Origin of the sequence: Halanaerobium saccharolyticum (assembly GCF_003259895.1) — a bacterium.
GTDB lineage: Bacteria > Bacillota > Halanaerobiia > Halanaerobiales > Halanaerobiaceae > Halanaerobium > Halanaerobium saccharolyticum_A.
The window spans coordinates 58,928-77,183 of the sequence record NZ_QLME01000015.1 but is presented as its reverse complement, the minus strand read 5'-3'; the positions used below and the strand labels follow the sequence as shown (position 1 = coordinate 77,183).

Annotated in this window: 17 protein-coding genes, 1 rRNA gene and 1 pseudogene; 18 read left to right on the top strand and 1 reads right to left on the bottom strand. The window is 35.0% G+C overall.

Annotation, left to right across the window (positions count from 1 at the left end; all coding sequences use genetic code 11):
- The first annotated feature begins 386 nt into the window (after positions 1 to 386).
- The 15 genes and pseudogenes from rrf (at position 387) to rnhA (ending at position 14,391) form a co-directional block, all read left to right on the top strand.
- Positions 387 to 503, top strand: a 5S ribosomal RNA gene (gene rrf / locus C7958_RS10390).
- Between the two features lie 297 nt (positions 504 to 800).
- The gene (locus C7958_RS10385; RefSeq protein ID WP_111572610.1) at positions 801 to 1,655 is read left to right on the top strand and encodes an MIP/aquaporin family protein; all 855 of its coding nucleotides are present in this window, start codon (positions 801 to 803) and stop codon (positions 1,653 to 1,655) included.
- A gap of 58 nt (positions 1,656 to 1,713) precedes the next feature.
- Positions 1,714 to 3,210 (top strand): glycerol kinase GlpK, encoded by a 1,497-nt coding sequence (gene glpK, locus C7958_RS10380; protein ID WP_111572609.1) that lies wholly within the window; start codon positions 1,714 to 1,716, stop codon positions 3,208 to 3,210.
- Positions 3,211 to 3,307: 97 nt separating this feature from the next.
- Positions 3,308 to 4,783 (top strand): NAD(P)/FAD-dependent oxidoreductase, encoded by a 1,476-nt coding sequence (locus C7958_RS10375; RefSeq protein WP_111572608.1) that lies wholly within the window; start codon positions 3,308 to 3,310, stop codon positions 4,781 to 4,783.
- Positions 4,776 to 6,056, top strand: a complete 1,281-nt coding sequence (locus C7958_RS10370; protein WP_111572607.1) for an NAD(P)/FAD-dependent oxidoreductase — start codon at positions 4,776 to 4,778, stop codon at positions 6,054 to 6,056. The genes C7958_RS10375 and C7958_RS10370 overlap by 8 nt, the downstream gene beginning before the upstream one ends.
- A gap of 1 nt (position 6,057) precedes the next feature.
- On the top strand, positions 6,058 to 6,429 hold the full coding sequence (locus C7958_RS10365; protein ID WP_111572606.1) for a DUF1667 domain-containing protein: 372 nt from the start codon (positions 6,058 to 6,060) through the stop codon (positions 6,427 to 6,429).
- Between the two features lie 158 nt (positions 6,430 to 6,587).
- Positions 6,588 to 8,639: a methyl-accepting chemotaxis protein gene (locus C7958_RS10360; protein WP_166668522.1), complete on the top strand. Its 2,052-nt coding sequence runs from the start codon at positions 6,588 to 6,590 to the stop codon at positions 8,637 to 8,639.
- Between the two features lie 65 nt (positions 8,640 to 8,704).
- The gene (locus tag C7958_RS10355) at positions 8,705 to 9,292 is read left to right on the top strand and encodes a glycerol-3-phosphate responsive antiterminator (RefSeq protein ID WP_111572604.1); all 588 of its coding nucleotides are present in this window, start codon (positions 8,705 to 8,707) and stop codon (positions 9,290 to 9,292) included.
- Positions 9,293 to 9,294: 2 nt separating this feature from the next.
- Entirely contained in the window at positions 9,295 to 10,284 is a 990-nt protein-coding gene (gene dhaK / locus C7958_RS10350) for a dihydroxyacetone kinase subunit DhaK (protein WP_111572603.1), read from the top strand.
- A gap of 5 nt (positions 10,285 to 10,289) precedes the next feature.
- Positions 10,290 to 10,916 carry a dihydroxyacetone kinase subunit DhaL gene (gene dhaL, locus C7958_RS10345; RefSeq protein WP_375669775.1) on the top strand — a complete coding sequence of 209 codons (627 nt, stop codon included), beginning with the start codon at positions 10,290 to 10,292 and terminating at the stop codon, positions 10,914 to 10,916.
- Positions 10,917 to 10,932: 16 nt separating this feature from the next.
- Positions 10,933 to 11,331, top strand: a complete 399-nt coding sequence (dhaM, locus tag C7958_RS10340; RefSeq protein WP_111572601.1) for a dihydroxyacetone kinase phosphoryl donor subunit DhaM — start codon at positions 10,933 to 10,935, stop codon at positions 11,329 to 11,331.
- An 84-nt stretch (positions 11,332 to 11,415) separates the two neighbouring features.
- Positions 11,416 to 11,694 carry an HPr family phosphocarrier protein gene (locus C7958_RS10335; RefSeq protein WP_208320751.1) on the top strand — a complete coding sequence of 93 codons (279 nt, stop codon included), beginning with the start codon at positions 11,416 to 11,418 and terminating at the stop codon, positions 11,692 to 11,694.
- A complete protein-coding gene (ptsP, locus tag C7958_RS10330; RefSeq protein WP_111572599.1) occupies positions 11,691 to 13,409 on the top strand; it encodes a phosphoenolpyruvate--protein phosphotransferase in 1,719 nt (572 codons plus the stop codon). Before C7958_RS10335 ends, ptsP begins: the two co-directional genes overlap by 4 nt.
- Positions 13,410 to 13,527: 118 nt before the next feature.
- Positions 13,528 to 13,833, top strand: a pseudogene (locus tag C7958_RS16135) (carboxymuconolactone decarboxylase family protein); the annotation flags it as partial.
- Positions 13,834 to 13,935: 102 nt separating this feature from the next.
- Positions 13,936 to 14,391, top strand: a complete 456-nt coding sequence (rnhA, locus tag C7958_RS16130) for a ribonuclease HI (protein WP_347877294.1) — start codon at positions 13,936 to 13,938, stop codon at positions 14,389 to 14,391.
- Here rnhA and C7958_RS10320 read toward each other — a convergent pair.
- Positions 14,388 to 14,780: a Fur family transcriptional regulator gene (locus tag C7958_RS10320; protein ID WP_111572597.1), complete on the bottom strand. Its 393-nt coding sequence runs from the start codon at positions 14,778 to 14,780 to the stop codon at positions 14,388 to 14,390. The two genes, rnhA and C7958_RS10320, sit on opposite strands and share 4 nt — an antisense overlap.
- A 111-nt stretch (positions 14,781 to 14,891) precedes the next feature.
- Here C7958_RS10320 and trpS point away from each other — a divergent pair, with 111 nt between their 5' ends.
- The 3 genes from trpS to dinB are packed head-to-tail and all read left to right on the top strand — an operon-like array spanning position 14,892 to position 18,139.
- A complete protein-coding gene (gene trpS / locus C7958_RS10315; RefSeq protein WP_111572596.1) occupies positions 14,892 to 15,896 on the top strand; it encodes a tryptophan--tRNA ligase in 1,005 nt (334 codons plus the stop codon).
- Between the two features lie 20 nt (positions 15,897 to 15,916).
- Entirely contained in the window at positions 15,917 to 16,969 is a 1,053-nt protein-coding gene (locus C7958_RS10310; RefSeq protein ID WP_111572595.1) for a D-alanine--D-alanine ligase family protein, read from the top strand.
- Entirely contained in the window at positions 16,970 to 18,139 is a 1,170-nt protein-coding gene (gene dinB / locus C7958_RS10305) for a DNA polymerase IV (RefSeq protein WP_111572594.1), read from the top strand. It abuts the gene before it with no gap.
- Positions 18,140 to 18,256 lie beyond the last annotated feature (117 nt).

The window sequence follows — 18,256 nt, the reverse complement described above, 5'->3', positions numbered from 1 at the left end:
GTAGATAGGCCAGAGGTGTAAGTGTAGTAATACATTAAGCTAACTGGTACTAATAGATCGAGGGCTTAATCATTATTTCCTATATGTATCTTTGAATTTACAGTTATGACGCACTCGATGTGCTAATAAAAATTCGACTATGCGTTATAAAAAGAAGAATTTTTGAAATTTCAAAGACCAATTAATTATTGACGCTTTTAATAACTTTTTTCAGTAAAAGAAAGAACTCGCTGCGCTCAAACAGCTTTCTTTTTTAACCTTCAAAAAGTTATGAAAAGCTAAATTAATAAGGTCTGAAATCAAAACAGAAATTCTGTTAACTTTTCTCAAGCTGAAAAGATCAAGTTCATAAGAGAAAAGAGCAGAATTACATGTAAATACAGATTTCCGGTGGTAATTGCGGAGGGGCAACACTTGTTCCCATCTCGAACACAAAAGTTAAGTCCTCCAGCGCCTATGGTACTGCATTGGTAACGATGTGGGAGAGTAGGTCGCTGCCGGTCCTTTTTTTATTTTTAATAGACAGAAAATACTGAATAAAATTATTTTATTTGTAAAATGTTTGACAATTATAAATTTTAATGCTATAATTTATTTAAAGTTAAATAAAAAGTATGAGGTTGAGCCAAAGAGAAAACCTTATTGAGATTTAGAGGGGGTACTATACCCAATTTTATCTAAATTTCAATAAGGTTTTTTTGTATTTTAAAAAGCCTTTTTAAATCTGCAGATTTTTATATAAAAAGGAGTTGGGTTGATATGGATACTAGTTAAATAATTAAAATGGAGGTAAACTAAAAATGGAAAATGAAAATCTTTTTGGAGAATGTCTATCTGAAGTAATTGGAACAGCTATTCTATTATTATTTGGTGTTGGTGTGGTTGCTAATTCAGTTCAGGTAGGTGCAGATATTGGCTGGTGGGAATTAAGTTTACTCTGGGGGCTTGGAGTAACTATGGCCGTTTATATCACTGGAGGTGTAAGTGGTGCTCACATTAATCCTGCGGTTACTATTGGTCTGGCCTCTGTTGGAGATTTTCCCTGGAAAAAAGTTGGGCCGTTCGTTATTTCTCAAATAATTGGTGCTTTTATCGGAGCGGCTGGTGCATATTTTATTTATGCAGAACAATTTGTAGAAAAAACAGCTGCTAATATGACTGTTTTTCATACAATTGCTATGGGCAATATTTCAAATCCTAAAGCAATGCTGATTGAGTTAATCTTGACAGCAGTTCTGGTAATGGGAATTGCTGCAATGTCAGAACCTCTTAACTCAAGTGCTCCTAAGGGTTTAGGTCCAGCACTTTCTGTTGGACTATTAGTTGCTGCAATTGGAGGTATTGGTGGTAAATTGACTGGTTTTGCTATTAATCCTGCTCGTGATTTTGGGCCCAAATTATTTACAGCTTTAGCTGGATGGGGTTCAGCGCCATTTACTGCTCATAATTATTATTTTTGGGTCCCAATTGTTGGTCCTTTACTGGGAGGAATCCTTGGAGCTGTAGTTTATAAGAAGTGCATTAGAGCCTATTTACCGGATGTATTAAAGGAAGGAAAAGCTAAAGAAGATATGATCGGAGATATCTTAGATGATAAACAAAAGGTAAAAATTGCAGAAGAAAAAAGGAATACAGAAGCAATGGCTAGAAATTAGTATTAAGCTGTTTAAGATTAATTTTAATATAAAAAATTAATAATGGGGGAATACGGAAATGGAAGATTATATTTTAGCAATTGATCAGGGTACAACAAGTTCAAGAGCAATAGTTTTTAACCATGATGGAGAAATAGTTAGTTCTTCTCAGAGAGAATTTACTCAGCACTTTCCTAAGCCAGGCTGGGTTGAACATGATCCGGATGAAATTTGGGGTACTACACTTGCTGTAATGGCTGATGCAATGGGGAGAAAAAATATCAATCCTCCCCAAATTGCAGCAATTGGAATTACCAACCAGCGAGAAACAACTGTTGTCTGGGATGCAGAAACCGGAGAACCAATACATAATGCAATTGTCTGGCAGGATAGAAGAACTGCCTCTATTTGTGATGATTTAAAGGATCAAGGTTTAGAAGAAAAAATTAAAAATAAAACAGGTCTGGTTGTAGATGCTTATTTTTCAGGTACTAAAATAAAATGGCTGCTGGATAATGTAGAGGGAGCTAGAAAAAAAGCTGAAGCGGGCAAGTTGAGATTTGGAACAATTGACAGCTGGTTAATCTGGAAATTAACAGGGGGTAAAACACATGTAACTGATTATACCAATGCCTCTAGAACTTTAATTTATAATATATTTGATTTAGAATGGGATCAGGAAATGCTTGAAATTTTAGATATTCCAGAATCCATGCTGCCAGAAGTAAAGCAATCCAGTGAAGTTTATGCAGAAACAGTAGACTATCACTTCTTTGGTCAAAATGTTCCAATTGCCGGGATTGCTGGTGATCAGCAGGCAGCAACCTTTGGTCAGGTCTGCTACGAAAAAGGAATGGCCAAAAACACTTATGGAACAGGTTGTTTTATGTTGATGAACACAGGAGAAAATGCAGTTAAATCAGAAAATGGACTTTTAACAACAATAGCATATGGTGTGGACGGTAAAGTTAATTACGCTTTAGAAGGATCAATTTTTATTGCTGGTGCTGCAATTCAGTGGCTGCGAGATGAAATGGAGTTGATTGATTCTGCTCCAGAATCTGAAGAACATGCAAGAAAGGTAGATGATACAGGTGGGGTTTATGTTGTTCCAGCTTTTGCAGGGCTTGGTGCTCCTTACTGGGATATGTATGCCAGAGGAACAATTGTTGGACTGACAAGGGGAACTTCCAAAGAGCATATAATAAGAGCTACTTTAGAGTCTATTGCCTACCAAAGTCGAGATGTTCTGGAAGCTATGGAAGCTGATTCTGGTATTGAGCTTAAGAAAATGAGAGTAGATGGTGGAGCAGCAATGAATGACTTCTTGATGCAGTTCCAGGCAGATATTCTCGGGTCAGAAGTAGAAAGACCTGAAATTAATGAAACAACAGCTCTTGGAGCAGCTTATTTAGCCGGTCTGGCTGTTGGTTTTTGGGAAAGCAAAGAAGAACTAATAGAAAAGTGGAAGCAGGATAAAAATTTCAAATCAGAAATGTCAGCTGACAGGAGAAAGAAATTATATAATGGTTGGAAAAAAGCAGTTGGGCGTTCTAAAGATTGGGCAGAAGAGTAAATTTAGCTTTTAAGAAAGAATTATTTATCAGCCGGGTTGTTTTTTTGATCCGGCTGATAAAATTATAAATTTTTATAATTTTTAGGGGGTAAATTCATTGAGTAAAAAATATGATGTAATTATAATTGGAGCTGGAATTTCTGGCTGTGCAGTAGCCTGGAAATTAGCCAGATATAACTTAGATATTTTACTTTTAGAAAAAGAAGCAGATGTAGCTACAGGAACGACAAAAGCTAATACAGCAATTATGCATGCAGGTTATAATGCTGATCCAGATAAACTTAAAGGACGATTAAATGTAAAAGGGAATGAAGAAATTAGAGAAGTTTCTAAAAAATTAAATATTCCCTATAAAGAAATTGGATCATTAGTTGTAGGCCTTGAGGGTGATGATTTAAGTGTAATTGATGAATTATATCAAAAGGGACTCAAAAATAAAGTTAAAAACATGGAAATTGTTGATCGTGACTGGTTGTTCGAACATGAACCAAATATTTCTCGAGATGCTGTAAAAGCTCTCTGGGCCCCAACTGCTGGTGTTATTACACCCTGGGAAGCAGCTCTTGCAATGGCACAGAACGCCGTAGCTAATGGTGCTGAGGTGAAGTTAGAAACAGCTGTTGAAGATGTTCTAACAGAGTCTGGAAAAGTTGTTGGAGTTAAAACAAATCAGGGAAATTTTGCAGCAGATTATGTGGTTAATGCTGCCGGTCTGTATGCAGATGAAATTGCAAAGATGGTAGGAATTGAAAAGATCAATATTACTCCTCGCAAGGGTGAATATTATATTTATGATCATGCAAAAGATTTTGCAGTTAATCATGTAGTTTTTCCTATTCCTACGCCAATCAGTAAAGGTATTGTTGTAACTCCAACCGTTGAGAATAATCTGCTTATTGGACCAACTTCTGAAAATGTTGAGAGTAAAACTGATCTTGCAACAACCAGAGCAGGTTTAAATGAAGTTTATAAAGGTGCCAAAAAACTTTATCCAGAACTTGATTTGCGAGATACAATTAGAGTTTTTGCAGGTTTGAGAGCTGCAGATGACACTGAAGACTTTGTAATTGAAGCTGCAGAAAATATTAAAGGATTTGTTAATGTTGCCGGTATTCAGTCTCCAGGTCTTGCTTCATCTACAGCAATTGCAGGTTATACAGCTGATATTCTTAGAGATGAAGGCTTAACTTTATCAGAAAAGAAAGATTATATAGAAACTAGAGAAGAGCCGGTTAGATTTTATGAAATGTCAAACAAAGAAAGAGCTAAAATGGTAGATCAGAATAAGGATTATGGTCAAATTATCTGCCGCTGTGAAACCGTATCTTATAAAGAAATATTAGATGCAATAAACAGTCCAGTAGGTGCCAGGACAGTTAATGCAGTTAAAAGAAGAACTAGAGCGGGTGCCGGCAGATGCCAGGCTGGATTCTGTGGTCCAAGAGTAGTCGATATTTTGGCTCAGGAACTTGGTATAGATCCTACTGAAGTTAAACAGGAAGAAGGAGATTCTCAGATTTTAGAATATAAAATCAAGCAATTACTGGGAAGTAAGGTGATGGATAATGCTTAATCTTAAAAAAGATTTAGTTGTTATTGGTGGGGGACCAGCTGGTCTGGCTGCTGCTAAAAAGGCTTATGATGAAGGTATTGAAGATGTAATGATCTTGGAAAGAGATTTTGAACTTGGTGGAATCTTACCCCAGTGTATTCATAATGGTTTTGGGCTTCACTATTTTAAGGAAGAACTTACCGGACCGGAATATGCACAGAGATTTATCAATGATGTAAAAGAAAGAAATATAGAAATCAAGCTGGATACTATGGTCCTGGATGTAACAAAAGATAGAAAAGTATATGCGATGAATAAAAAAGAAGGTTTTCTGGAGATAGAAGCCGGAGCAGTAGTTCTAGCTATGGGATGTCGTGAAAGAACTGCAGGTGCGATTGGAATTCCGGGCACAAGACCAGCTGGAGTTATCACTGCAGGAACCGCTCAGCGTTATACAAATATAGAAGGATTTGTGCCAGGAGATGAGGTAGTAATTCTGGGTTCTGGGGATATTGGTTTAATTATGGCCCGGAGAATGAAATTGGAAGGTGCTGATGTTAAAGCCGTTTGTGAGCTTTTACCTTATACAGGTGGTTTAACCAGAAATGTTGTTCAGTGTCTGGAAGATTATGATATTCCCTTAATGTTAAATCATACAGTAACTGCAATTAAAGGTGAAGGGAGATTAGAGGCTGTTGAGATTTCAGAGGTTGATGAAAACTTAAAACCTATACCAGAAACAGCCAAAACAATCAAAGCTGATACCTTATTATTATCTGTTGGTTTAATTCCGGAAAATGAGCTTTCCAAAAAAGCTGATGTAGTCTTAGATGACCGAACCGGGGGACCAATAGTTAATGAAGGGCGAGAAACAAATATAGAAGGAATTTTTGCCTGTGGTAATGTACTTCATGTTCATGATTTAGTAGACTGGGTAACTGAAGAATCCCAAATTGCTGGAGCTCATGCTGCAAAATATATTAAAGATAGTTTTGCCAGGACTAATAAATGTGTAGAAGTAAAAGCTGGAGAAAATGTAAGTTATGTTATTCCGCAGAAAATTGAACTTGAAGCTGGAGATCGCAAAAGAATTCCTCTATATATGAGAGTTTCAACCCCATTAACAGCTGTGGATATTAATTTATATGCGGATGGCGAAAAATTATACTCATTTTCAGAACCATTTGCCAAGCCGGGAGAAATGATCAGTGTGCCTCTGGCCCAGAAGACTCTGGATGGTCTGGATAATCCAAATGAAATTAAAGTTGAGATAATTGAAAAGGAGGGAAAATAAAATGATAGAAACGAAAAGCCTGACCTGTGTAGCCTGTCCTAAAGGCTGTGAAGTAACAGTTGAGTACGAAGGTGATGAGATTATAGATATTAAAGGAAATGCCTGTCCTCAGGGTCAGGATTATGCTAAAGAAGAAATAGTAGCTCCAACAAGGATTTTACCAACTACAATTAGAATAAAAAATGGTGCCTTATCCCTCTGTCCGGTAAAGACAACAAAACAGATACCATTAGAAAATATGTTTAAAGCTATGCAGATTATAGGAGACAAAGAAATTGAAGCACCCGTTAAAATGGGAGATGTTTTAATAGAAAATATACTGGATACTGGTGCAGATATTGTAGCCACCAGAGATATGCCAGAAGAAATCTAGCGGAATATAGTATGAATTATAATACCAGAAGATTTAATTATTTTCTGGTATCTCCCCTATTTTCGGAATAAATTTTAAATTTAAGCAGGATTTTGCAGTTTTAAATCAAAGTATATAGTAAGGGTTAAATAAATTATAAATAATAGGGGATGTTGCTATTGCTAAAAAATATGGACTTAAAATGGAAAATTAGTTTAATCTTAACAATTATTGTGATTGCTGTCATGGCTGCAGTTTCATTTTTTACTTATAGTTATACTCAAAACATAATGTCTGATCAAATTGATCAGAGAATTAATCTGATTAGGGAAAATCAGCGCCAGGAAATACTGGGCCAGCTAACTCGCCTTGAGGAAAGAACAGAGTACTTTGCCAGTTTTGAAGATGTTTATAATCTGGCCAATATGAGTAACTATTATATTGAAGATGGTGAAATTATTGATCTGGCTGGTGGAGGCTGGATGAGCACCTTTATTAACAGGGCAGCTTTACTGAAAGATAATAATCGAATGTTTGAGGAAACTCAATTTTCTTACGTAACAACCACTGAAGGTCTGGTACTTGTAGATTCTAGAATTGAAGGAGAAGAAAATATTTATGATTATGCAGGTAAAATTTTACCTGAAGATCAGTACCAGAATGTTTCCAGTGAAGAAGTACATATTATAGATGGTGAACCACATGTTTTATTTCAGGCAGAGATCACCAATGAAACAGCTGAAGGAGAAGAAGAAGTGATCGGTTACTATGTAATGGCTACAAATCTTGAAGTTTTTTATAGTGATACTTTAGAATCTCTCGAAAATGTCTCATCTTTTAGTCTGTTGAATAGTGAGGGGTATATTTTAAGTGATATAGATAAATCCTTAATGGGAACAGAGATAGAAGAACAGTGGTTAAGAGAACAGGTTAACACTCAGCAGGAATCTGCAGTGAGAATTGCAGATGGTCGGACTCAGTATTTTGATCAAATAAGTGAACAATACGGAATTTATATGGCTATTGATGTTCCACTTGCAGTAATCAATGGTCCAGTCAATAATATAAGAAATATCATTTTAGTTATTGCTTTACTGGGAGTTATTGTTTTATTTGTTGCCAGTTATTTATTATTAAACTGGCAGTTAAAACCACTTAAAACACTAATTAATGCCTTTGATCAGCTTGGTTCCGGTAATTTGAGTAATAAAATATTACTGACTGAGAGTGCTGATAAAGAGGATGAAATTGGTAAGTTGAGTCAGTCATTTAATAATATGGTTAAAGAATTTAAAGAAGTTATTTTAAATATTAATCAGGCTTCTGATGAGGTAGAAGAATCTTCAACTTATTTAAAAGAGGTTTCAACAGAGGTCGGGGATGTCTCAACTCAGGTAGCTCAGTCAATTAATGATGTAGCTTCTGGTGCTGATGACCAGGCAGCCAGTGTGGATAATATTAATCAGCAGATAAAAACTCTGGCAAATGATATAGAAAAGCTAAAACAATCTAATCAAGAAGTTGAAAAATTAGCTGAGGAAATGGAAACAGCTGCAGCAGGTGGAAAGACAGAAATGGATAGAGTTAGCAGTCAGATGGCTAAAATTAGAAATGCTATTCAGGAAGTTGCCTCTGGAATTTCCAACTTAGAATCAATTTCCAATGAAATCGATGAGATTTTAAATATCATAAATAATATAGCTGAACAAACTAATTTACTTGCTTTAAATGCGGCAATTGAGGCTGCCAGGGCAGGAGAAGCCGGACGAGGTTTTTCTGTAGTTGCAGATGAAATTAGAGAGCTAGCTGAAGAATCGGTAAATTCTGCGGGAGAGATTAGAAAACTAGTAGAAGATGTTAAGCAGGAAACTAAAACTGCAAGTTCACGGATGGATGATGGAATTGGTGAAATTAAGAATGGGGAAGAAGTTGTCAGTAGTGCAGAAGAATCTTTTGCTGATATAGAAGAAAAAATTAAAAATGCTGCCAGAGGAATCTCTGATTCTATTAAAATTGTAGCAGATGTTGACCGCTATAGTGAGGAAATAGTAGAAGAAGTTGGTGAAATTGCCAGTATTTCTGAAGAAACTTCTGCTAATACTGAAGAGGTTGCAGCAGCCAGTCAGGAACAGAACGCTTCGATTGAAGAGATTACATCTCTGGCTGATTCATTAGCTGAGATGTCAGCTAATTTAAATCAATTAGTTAATAGATTTGATTTGAAGTCTTAAAAAAAATTATTTATTAGCTAGCTCCCAGTCAACCGGCTGGGAGCTTTCTAAAGGGAGGCAAAAATTTGAAACATCTAGCTGGTTATTTTATTAAGTATCCAATTATTCCGGCTATTAGAGATATTAAAGATTTAAGTAAAGCAATGAGTGTTAAAGATTCAGTTTTAATATTTTTACTAACTGGTTCTATTTTTGATCTTGAAAAATCAATGAAACTGGCACACGATAATGATAAAATTTTAATGGTAAATATTGATCTGGTTAACGGGATAGCTCATGATAGAGAAGGAATTAGATATCTTGCAGAAAATGACTTATGTGATGGGATAATTTCAACCAAAGGTTATTTAATTAAAGAGGCTGCAAAATATAATTTAATGACTATTCAGCGGGTCTTTCTTCTGGATTCTGCTTCTTTAATCAGTGCCGAAAAATCACTGAACTCACAAACTGTTGATGCAGTAGAAATTTTACCGGGAATTGCAGCACCCTATTTTATTGAAAGACAAAAGAAGAGTAGATATGATTTTCCAGTGATTGCAGGCGGTTTGATTCATAACAAAACTGAAGTTGAAAGTTTAAAAGAAAAAGGGATTTTTGCTGTTTCAACAAGTGATCATCAGCTGTGGAATTATAACTTGAAAGGGTGGTAATAATGGGTAAAAAATTAATTAATGATCCGGACAATGTGGTCAGCGAAATGATCGAAGGAATTGTAATGGCCAGTCATCAGCGTCTGGAAAAACTGAATGATTATAATGTAGTAGTTCGAAAAGATGCACCGGTCGAAAAGGTTGCTCTGGTTAGTGGAGGCGGAAGTGGTCATGAGCCAGCACACGCTGGTTATGTAGGCCAGGGAATGCTGGATGCTGCTGTAGCTGGTGATGTTTTTACTTCTCCGACTCCTGATGCAATTTTTGAAGCGATTAAGACAGTGGATAGTGGTAATGGAGTTTTATTAATTATTAAAAATTATACCGGGGACATTATGAATTTTGAAATGGCAGCAGAAATGGCAGAAGCAGAAGGAATAGAAGTTGACCATGTAGTTGTTAATGATGATGTTGCTGTAGAAGACAGCCTTTATACAACTGGACGCCGGGGTGTTGCTGGCACAGTATTTGTGCATAAGATTGCTGGAGCGAAAGCAGCTCAGGGTGCCGATCTAAAAGAAGTAAAAAGAAGTGCGGAAAAGGTTATAAAAAATGTTAGAACAAAAGGAATGGCTATTAACCCCTGTCAGCTGCCGGCAGCAGAAAAAACTACTTTTTCATTAGCTGAAGATGAAATGGAAATGGGTATTGGTATCCATGGTGAGCCAGGTACTGAAAAAACTAAATTAAAGAAGGTAGATCAGATAGTGGAATTATTACTGGATGATATATTATCAGACTTAGAGATAAAAACGAATGAAAAAGTTACCCTGATGATTAATGGGATGGGGGGAACGCCTTTAATGGAGCTCTATATAGCAAATAGAAAAGCTAATCAACTGCTAAAAGATAAAGGCATCAAGATTTATAAAACTTATGTGGGAGAATTTATGACTTCCTTAGAAATGGAAGGTCTCTCAATTACTATTTTGAAACTGGATGATGATTTAATTAATTTACTGGAAGCGGAAAGTGAAATTAATTTATTATAAGGATTGTGGTAAAAATGGCTAATAAAACAAAAAAAATATTATTAGAAACATCAGATGTCATTATTGAGAATAAAGAGTATTTAACAGAATTGGATGCTGCTATTGGTGATGGAGATCATGGTATAAATCTTGCCAGAGGATTTAAAAAGCTAAAAGAGAAATTAGAGAATGAAACTTTTACAGAGAGAAATGAGTTATTTAAGCTGACAGCAATGACTTTGATTTCTAACGTAGGTGGTGCTTCTGGACCTCTTTATGGGACAGCTTTTTTAAATATTTCTAAGGTGATTTCAGATGAACGGCTTGATCTGGATGATTTAGTTGAAATTGCAGAAGAAGCTATAGCTGGTATACAAAAAAGAGGTAAAGCTGAAGCTGGAGAAAAGACAATGCTGGATACTATAATTCCTGCAGCTGAGTCCTTAAAACAAAGCCGCGACAACAACCTTGATTTAGAGACTGCTTTAAATAATTGTTTGGAGACAGCTGCCGAAGGAATGAAAAACACAATTGAAATGCAGGCAACTAAAGGTAGGGCGAGTTACCTGGGGGAAAGAAGTATCGGACATCAGGATCCAGGAGCAACTTCTGCCTATTTAATGATTAAAACATTCATTACAAGCTATTTATAATAAAAGAGGTGTGGAAATGGTTAATATTTTAATTATATCTCACAGTTTAAAAATTGCGGAAGGTACTAAAGAATTGGCTGAAGAGATGAAACAGGATGAAATTGATATTCAAATTGCTGGAGGAATAAATAATGGTGAGCTGGGGACAGATGCTGATCTGATTGAACAAAAATTAAAAAGTATGGATTGTCAGGATGGAATAGTTGTACTGGCAGATTTAGGGAGTGCAGTAATGAGTTTTAATATGGTTAAGGAATGGCTGCCAGAAGAAAAGCAAAATTTAATTAGACTGGCCAATGCGCCCCTGGTTGAAGGAGCAGTTTTAGGTGCGGTAGAGGCAAGTTTGGGTAAAAATTTAGAGGAAGTAATAGCCACAATTGAAGAAAAATCAATAATAAATAAAAATAATTTGTAAAAAAGGATGAAATTTTGGTTGCATTTATGATAAAATGTATAAATGAATCAGTCATTAAAATAAAAATACGAAAGGATGATCAGATTGGTAGAAGAAAAGAAGGTTATAATCACTAATAAGACCGGTCTGCATGCCCGGCCTGCAGCACAATTTGTGCAGAAAGCAGGTAAATTTGATTCAAAAATAGAAATTATTTTTGAAGAGAAGGAAGTTAATGCAAAGAGTATTATGGGTGTTATGAGTCTTGGTGTTGGCAAAGGTAATGAGATCGTTGTTAGAGCTGAGGGTGATGATGCTTCCGAAGCAGTAAAAGAATTAGTTGATTTTATTGAAGTTGAGATGGCCAAAGAGGATGAGGAGTGATTTTAGTGAAAGGAATTGCTGCTTCACCAGGAATAGCTATTGGCAAAACTTTAGTTAAAAAAGACCAGAAAATTGAAATTGATAGAAAAAACATAAGTGAAGATCAGGTAGATGAAGAATTAGAAAAATTGCATTCTGCGCTTGCAGAAGCAAAAGAATCTTTACAGCAATTAAAAGAACAGACTGCTGAAAAAATGGGAGAGGAAAAAGCAGAAATTTTTGGTGCTCATCTGATGATCTTAGATGATCCGGAAGTTATTCCTGCATTTGAAGATAAGATAAAAGACGATAAGCTGAATGCAGCCGCAGCAGTAAAAGATGTTGTGGATAAATATGCTGCTATGTTTTCAGCTATGGAAGATGAGTACTTAAGAGAACGCGGTTCTGATATTAAAGATGTAGGAATGAGAGTTGTGAAAATCTTATTGGGAGTTGAAGATATTTCTGATAAGCTGGAGGAAGAAATAGTTATTATAGCGGAAGATTTGACCCCTTCTGATACTGCTCAATTTGATACAGATAAAGTTCTCGCTTTTTTAACAAAAGATGGTTCCAGAACTTCTCATACTGCCATTATGGCCAGATCCCTTGGCATACCGGCTGTGGTTGGTCTTGGTAGTGAGTTGATTGAAAAAGCAGAGGATAATATAGAGATAATTGTAGATGGAAATAGCGGAAAAGTTTATTTCTCACCAGATGATTCTACTCTGGAAGAATATAAAGAAAAACTTGCTGAATATAAAGCAGAACAAAAACGACTGGAAACATATCAGGATAAAAAAGCTAAAACAAAAGATGGTACGGAAGTTGAAGTAGTAGGTAATATGGGGAATGTAAATGATATTGCTCCTATTTTAGAAAATGGGGGAGAGGGAGTAGGTTTATTCCGGACAGAATTCCTTTATATGGACCGCAACCAGCTACCTACTGAAGAAGAACAGTTTAAAGTTTATAAAGAAGCTGCCGAAAAGATGGGTGACAAACCTGTTATAATTAGAACTTTAGATGTTGGGGGAGATAAAGATTTACCTTATTTAGATTTCCCGGAAGAAATGAATCCCTTTTTAGGGTACAGAGCGATTAGAGTTTGTCTGGAAAGAGATGATATTTTCAAACCTCAGCTGAGAGCTATTTTAAGAGCAAGCCAGTATGGAAATTTAAAAATTATGTTTCCGATGATTTCTTCTCTTGAAGAACTGGATGAAGCAAAACTAATTGTGGAAGATGTTAAAAAAGAACTTAAAGAAGAAGGACAGCAATTTAATGAAGATATTGATATTGGAATGATGATAGAAATTCCATCAGCTGTTATGATTGCTGATTTTCTGGCACAGGAAGTTGATTTTTTCAGTATCGGAACAAATGATTTGATCCAATATACAATTGCAGTAGATAGAACAAATGAAAAAATAGCTCCGATGCATACCCCTTATCACCCCGCAGTTTTAAGATTAATAAAAATGACTATTGAAGCTGCTCATAATGAAGGTATCTGGGTAGGAATGTGTGGAGAAGCTGCTGGTGATGAATATCTGATACCATATCTTTTAGGTGTTGGATTAGATGAGTTTAGTATGAGTGCGGTTTCAATTTTAAAAACTAAAGAAATTCTTTCTAAATGGACTATAGAAGAGGCCAAAAAAGAAGCCGAAAAAATACTTGAATTAAAATCTGATACAGCAGTAAAATCTTATCTTAAAACAATTGAAAAATAAAATTACAATTAAATCCGGGCGGCATTTTGCTGTCCGGTTTCTTTTAATTTTTTTGTATTATTACTGTATATTTGTTTAAAGTATCTATATATTGACTATTTGAACCAGGAGGGATTTAATGCAGGATAGTTTGGAAGAATTCAATAAATTTAGATCTGAAATGAACGATTTGATATTGGAAGAGGGAGATCTGAATACAAAAAGATTTTTTAATCTGGATCATAAAGTTTATCAGGATGGAAAACTCCCGGCTAAAACTAAAGAATTATTAGGACTGGTTTCCTCTCTGGTTTTAAGATGTGATGATTGTATTACATATCATATAATTGAAGCAGTTAAAACAGGCTGGTCCAAAGAAGAAATATATGAAGCTATGAATGTTGCCTTAATTGTTGGAGGCTCAATAGTAATTCCTCATCTGAGAAGAGCTGCTAAGCTTTTAGAAGAACTAAACTCTGAGCAGAGTAAAGAGGAGAAGTCTGAAGTTGAGAAAAAAGAAAGTCCAGATGAGTCTGATAAGCGAGAAATAAAAAAATTAGATAGATTTCAGGAGTTTAAAGTATATACTGATGGAGCCTGTCTTGGGAACCCGGGCCCAGGAGGATATGCTGCGGTTATTTTAGATCCAGATTCTCAAAAATTAAAAACTGTTTCAGGATCAGAAAAAGATTCCACTAATAATAGAATGGAATTGAAAGCAGTAATTGAAGCTCTAAAAATAATTCCTAAAAATACCAAAATAGAACTTTACAGTGATTCAAGTTATGTACTTAATGGTTTATCAAGCTGGATAGAAGGCTGGAAGCGCAATGGATGGAAAACAGCCAGTAAAAACGCAGTGGCCAATCAGGATTTGTGGCAGGAATTAGATCAGCTTAGTTCTGACTTTGAATTAAGTTATCAGAAGGTAAAAGGCCACAGCGGTGATCAATTTAATGATGAAGTTGATCTACTGGCAAAAAAAGAAGCAGAAAAAATTTAATTTTTCTGCTGACATTTTGGGCAAATACCGCTAAACTCTAAGCGGTGAGAATGAGCTATAAATTCAGTTTTAGTATTTATTTTGTTATTTAAGTCTGCACATAAATCGAGATCTAGATCATAAACTCCCCCACATTTTTGACAGCGGAAATGGTAATGATGATCGGGATTACCATCGTAGCGACTATGGTTACTTCCATAATCTAAAACATTAATTTCACCATGTTCAGCCAGAACATTTAAATTCCGATAAACAGTACCTAAACTAATATTTGGTATTTCTTTTCTAACTTTTTCATATATCCAATCAGCTGTAGGATGAGATTTAGTACTTTTTAAAACCCTCAATATTGCCTTACGCTGTTTAGTCATTCGAGTATTCGTAGCCATATTTATCCTCCTAAAATTTATTAATAATCATTATTATCTTTAATATAATTTTAGCAGAAATTATTTAGATATTCAAGTAAAACTTATTATTTCAGAAAAAGGGTGATGATTTTGTCAAAGAAAAAAGAAAAAAGAATTTTAACAGGTGATAGACCGACAGGCAAACTGCATTTAGGCCATTATGTTGGGAGTTTGCAGAATCGAGTTGAATTACAGAATGAATATGATACATTTTTAATTATAGCAGATGTGCAGGCTTTAACTACAAATTTTGATAAACCCGATAAATTAAGTGAAGATGTAAGGCAGGTAGCAAGAGATTATCTTGCTGCTGGAATTGATCCGAAAAAAACAACTATTTTTGTGCAGTCTCTTGTACCAGAAATTGCAGAGCTGACAGTTTTTTATTCTATGATAGTTACAGTAAATCAGTTACGTCATAATCCAACTATTAAGTCTGAAGCTGAACAGTATGGTTATAAGGAAATGTCTTATGGGTTTTTGGGTTATCCGGTAAGCCAGGCTGCTGATATTACTTTTTGTCGGGCAAATCTAGTTCCTGTAGGAGAAGACCAGATTCCACATATTGAACAGACCAGAAAGATTGTACGTAAATTTAATAATATGTATGGAGAAGTTTTTCCGGAACCAGAGGCTTTAATCAGTGATTTCCCAAGATTAATGGGACTTGATGGCAAAAATAAAATGAGTAAAAGTTTAAATAATGCAATTTATTTAAGTGATAGTAAAGATCAAGTTGCTCAAAAAATAATGAAGGCTAAAACTGATCCAGCCAGGATTCATAAAGATGATCCGGGCCATCCAGAAGTCTGTACAGTTTTTCATTATCACGAAGCATTTAATACTGAAGGATCTGATGAAATTGCAGAAAAATGTAGGACAGGAACAATTGGCTGTGTAGCCTGTAAAAAGCTAATGGCTGAAAAACTGAATGATTTTTTAGAACCAATGCGGGAAAGAAGAAAGAAATATCTTGAAAATCCAGAGCTGGTTGATCAGATTTTAATTGAGGGTACAGAAAAAGCAAGAAAAGAAGCGCAGAAAACATTGAAAAAAGTAAGAGAGGTTATGAAAATAGACTATTTTAATAATTAAGTTAGAGGGGAGGGGTTTTATTGTTTAAGCCAAAGTTAAATATTGCCCTTTTTTTTGGTGGACGATCAGCCGAGCATGAAGTTTCATTACTCTCTGCCCGCTCGATTTATCAGGCCTTTAATCAGGAAAAATACAATATTTTTCCAGTTGCCATCAGCAAAAAAGGATTTTTTAGTACTTTAGAGGAATCAAAGAAAATTTTAATGGGAGATGAGAAAAAAGTTCCAGAGATTAAGAGGGATAATATTTTGCCGCAGGAAGTTCTTCAATTTTTAGAAAAAAAAGTTGATATAGTTTTTCCTGTGCTGCATGGACCTTATGGAGAAGACGGAAAGATCCAGGGTTTTTTAGATACTTTAAATATTAAATATATTGGCTGTGATCTTACTTCCTCGGCAGTAGGAATGGATAAGGCTGTGATGAAGCAGATTTTTAGCTTTTATAATATTCCTCAGAGTGAATTTGAAATACTAAAAAAAGACGAATATAATAAGCTAAAAACTGCAGATCTTTTTGCAGATTTTGCAGAAAGTTTAGGTCTGCCATTTTTTATCAAACCTGCTAATATGGGTTCCAGTATTGGAATTAGTCGTGTTGGAAATTTAACTTCTTTTGAAAATGCTCTTAATCAAGCTTTTAAATATGATAAAAAAATAATTTTAGAAAGCAGTATTAAGGGCAGAGAGGTAGAATCTGCTGTTTTGGGTACGGGAAATAATATTAAAGTTTCTACAGCAGGAGAAATCATTTCCACTCATGATTTCTATGACTATCAGGCTAAATACGAAGATCAGAGTACAGAGTTAATTATTCCAGCTGATATTTCATCAGCAAGCCAGGAGAAAATTAAAGAATTATCGCTTAAAGCTTTTAAAGCTGTTGGAGCTGAAGGAATATCTCGACTTGATTTTTTTGTAAACGAAGAGCAGGATCAGATTCTGGTTAATGAAATTAATACGATGCCGGGTTTTACAAAGTTTAGTATGTATCCTTTACTTTTTAAAGAAAGTGGAATAACATATACTGAACTTTTAGATGACCTGGTAGAGCTTGCTTTAAAAAGGAAAAGTTAAATGAATAAAATTCATATTTTACATGCAGATATGGATGCTTTTTTTTCAGCGGTTGAGCAGCGGGAGAATCCTGAACTTAAAGGTAAAGCTGTAATTGTAGGTGGAGTGAACTTAAGTAATCGTGGTGTTGTTTCTACTGCCTCTTATGAGGCTCGAAAATTTGGTGTCCATTCGGCAATGCCTATTGCTCAGGCTAAAAAGTTATGTCCTGATGGAATCTATCTACCAGCAAGACATCAATTGTACAAAAATGCCTCTCGAGAAATTTTCGCTATCTTAAAAAAATATACTCCTTTAGTTGAAAAACTATCTATTGATGAAGCTTTTTTGGATGTAAAAGGCTGTGACAGATTATATGGCAGTGCAGTAGAAATTGCCAGGAAAATAAAAAGTGAAGTAAAAAAAGAAACTGAACTTACTATTTCTGTTGGTGTTTCTGTCAATAAATTTCTGGCTAAGCTGGCATCGGATTATGATAAGCCAGATGGTCTGACTGTAATTAAAAGAAATGACATTAAAAATTTTATGCGTAAGCTGGATATTGATAAAATCTGGGGTGTTGGTGATGTCTTTGCTTCTAAATTGGAAGAGGAAAACATTTATAAAGCCAGCGATATCTGGCCTTATTCTCTGGAAGAATTAAAAAAGAAATATGGAAAAGCTGGAGTAAAATTATTTTTCCTTTCCCGGGGGATAGATAAAAGAGAAGTAAAAAGTCAAAGTCAAATTAAATCGATCAGCCATGAGGAAACTTTTGCTGATAATATTGAGGACCGAGATAGGCTATTTGCTTATTTATTTAAAATGAGCGAAAAGGTTTCTTTTAGGCTTCACAGCAATTCTCTCAAGGGTAGTACTGTTTTTATTAAGGTCAGGTATTCAGATTTTAGTACTTACAGCAGGCAAAAATCTCTCAAAGTTGCTGTAAACAGCAGTGAAGAAATTTATCAAAAGGCAAAAGAATTACTAACTCAAAATCATTTATTAAATAAACCACTGCGATTATTGGGCCTTGGTGTTTCAAATCTCTGTCAGGAAGGACAGGAACAGTTAAATTTATTTGCTGAGGAAGAAGATCAGCTGGATAAAACTATAGATGAATTAAAAAGAAAATATGGATTTAATAAAATATCACGAGCCAGAAAGTTATATTTAAATAATGATGACTAAAAACCCACCCATTTGCGGTGGGTTTTTTGATTAACAAGAAAATTATAGCTCATGATTTATCTTTTGATAAGTTATTTTTTTTCTTTCTTAATAATTTAATATTTTTTTGATAAATAT

What these genes read in the sequence shown, in the direction of transcription:
- C7958_RS10365 (WP_111572606.1), top strand. Translation starts at nt 6,058, where the DNA reads ATGATAGAAACGAAAAGCCTGACCTGTGTAGCCTGTCCTAAAGGCTGT.
- C7958_RS10320 (WP_111572597.1), bottom strand. Translation starts at nt 14,780, where the DNA reads ATGGCTACGAATACTCGAATGACTAAACAGCGTAAGGCAATATTGAGG.
- dhaK (WP_111572603.1), top strand. Translation starts at nt 9,295, where the DNA reads ATGGGTAAAAAATTAATTAATGATCCGGACAATGTGGTCAGCGAAATG.
- dhaM (WP_111572601.1), top strand. Translation starts at nt 10,933, where the DNA reads ATGGTTAATATTTTAATTATATCTCACAGTTTAAAAATTGCGGAAGGT.
- glpK (WP_111572609.1), top strand. Translation starts at nt 1,714, where the DNA reads ATGGAAGATTATATTTTAGCAATTGATCAGGGTACAACAAGTTCAAGA.
- C7958_RS10370 (WP_111572607.1), top strand. Translation starts at nt 4,776, where the DNA reads ATGCTTAATCTTAAAAAAGATTTAGTTGTTATTGGTGGGGGACCAGCT.
- dinB (WP_111572594.1), top strand. Translation starts at nt 16,970, where the DNA reads ATGAATAAAATTCATATTTTACATGCAGATATGGATGCTTTTTTTTCA.
- C7958_RS10385 (WP_111572610.1), top strand. Translation starts at nt 801, where the DNA reads ATGGAAAATGAAAATCTTTTTGGAGAATGTCTATCTGAAGTAATTGGA.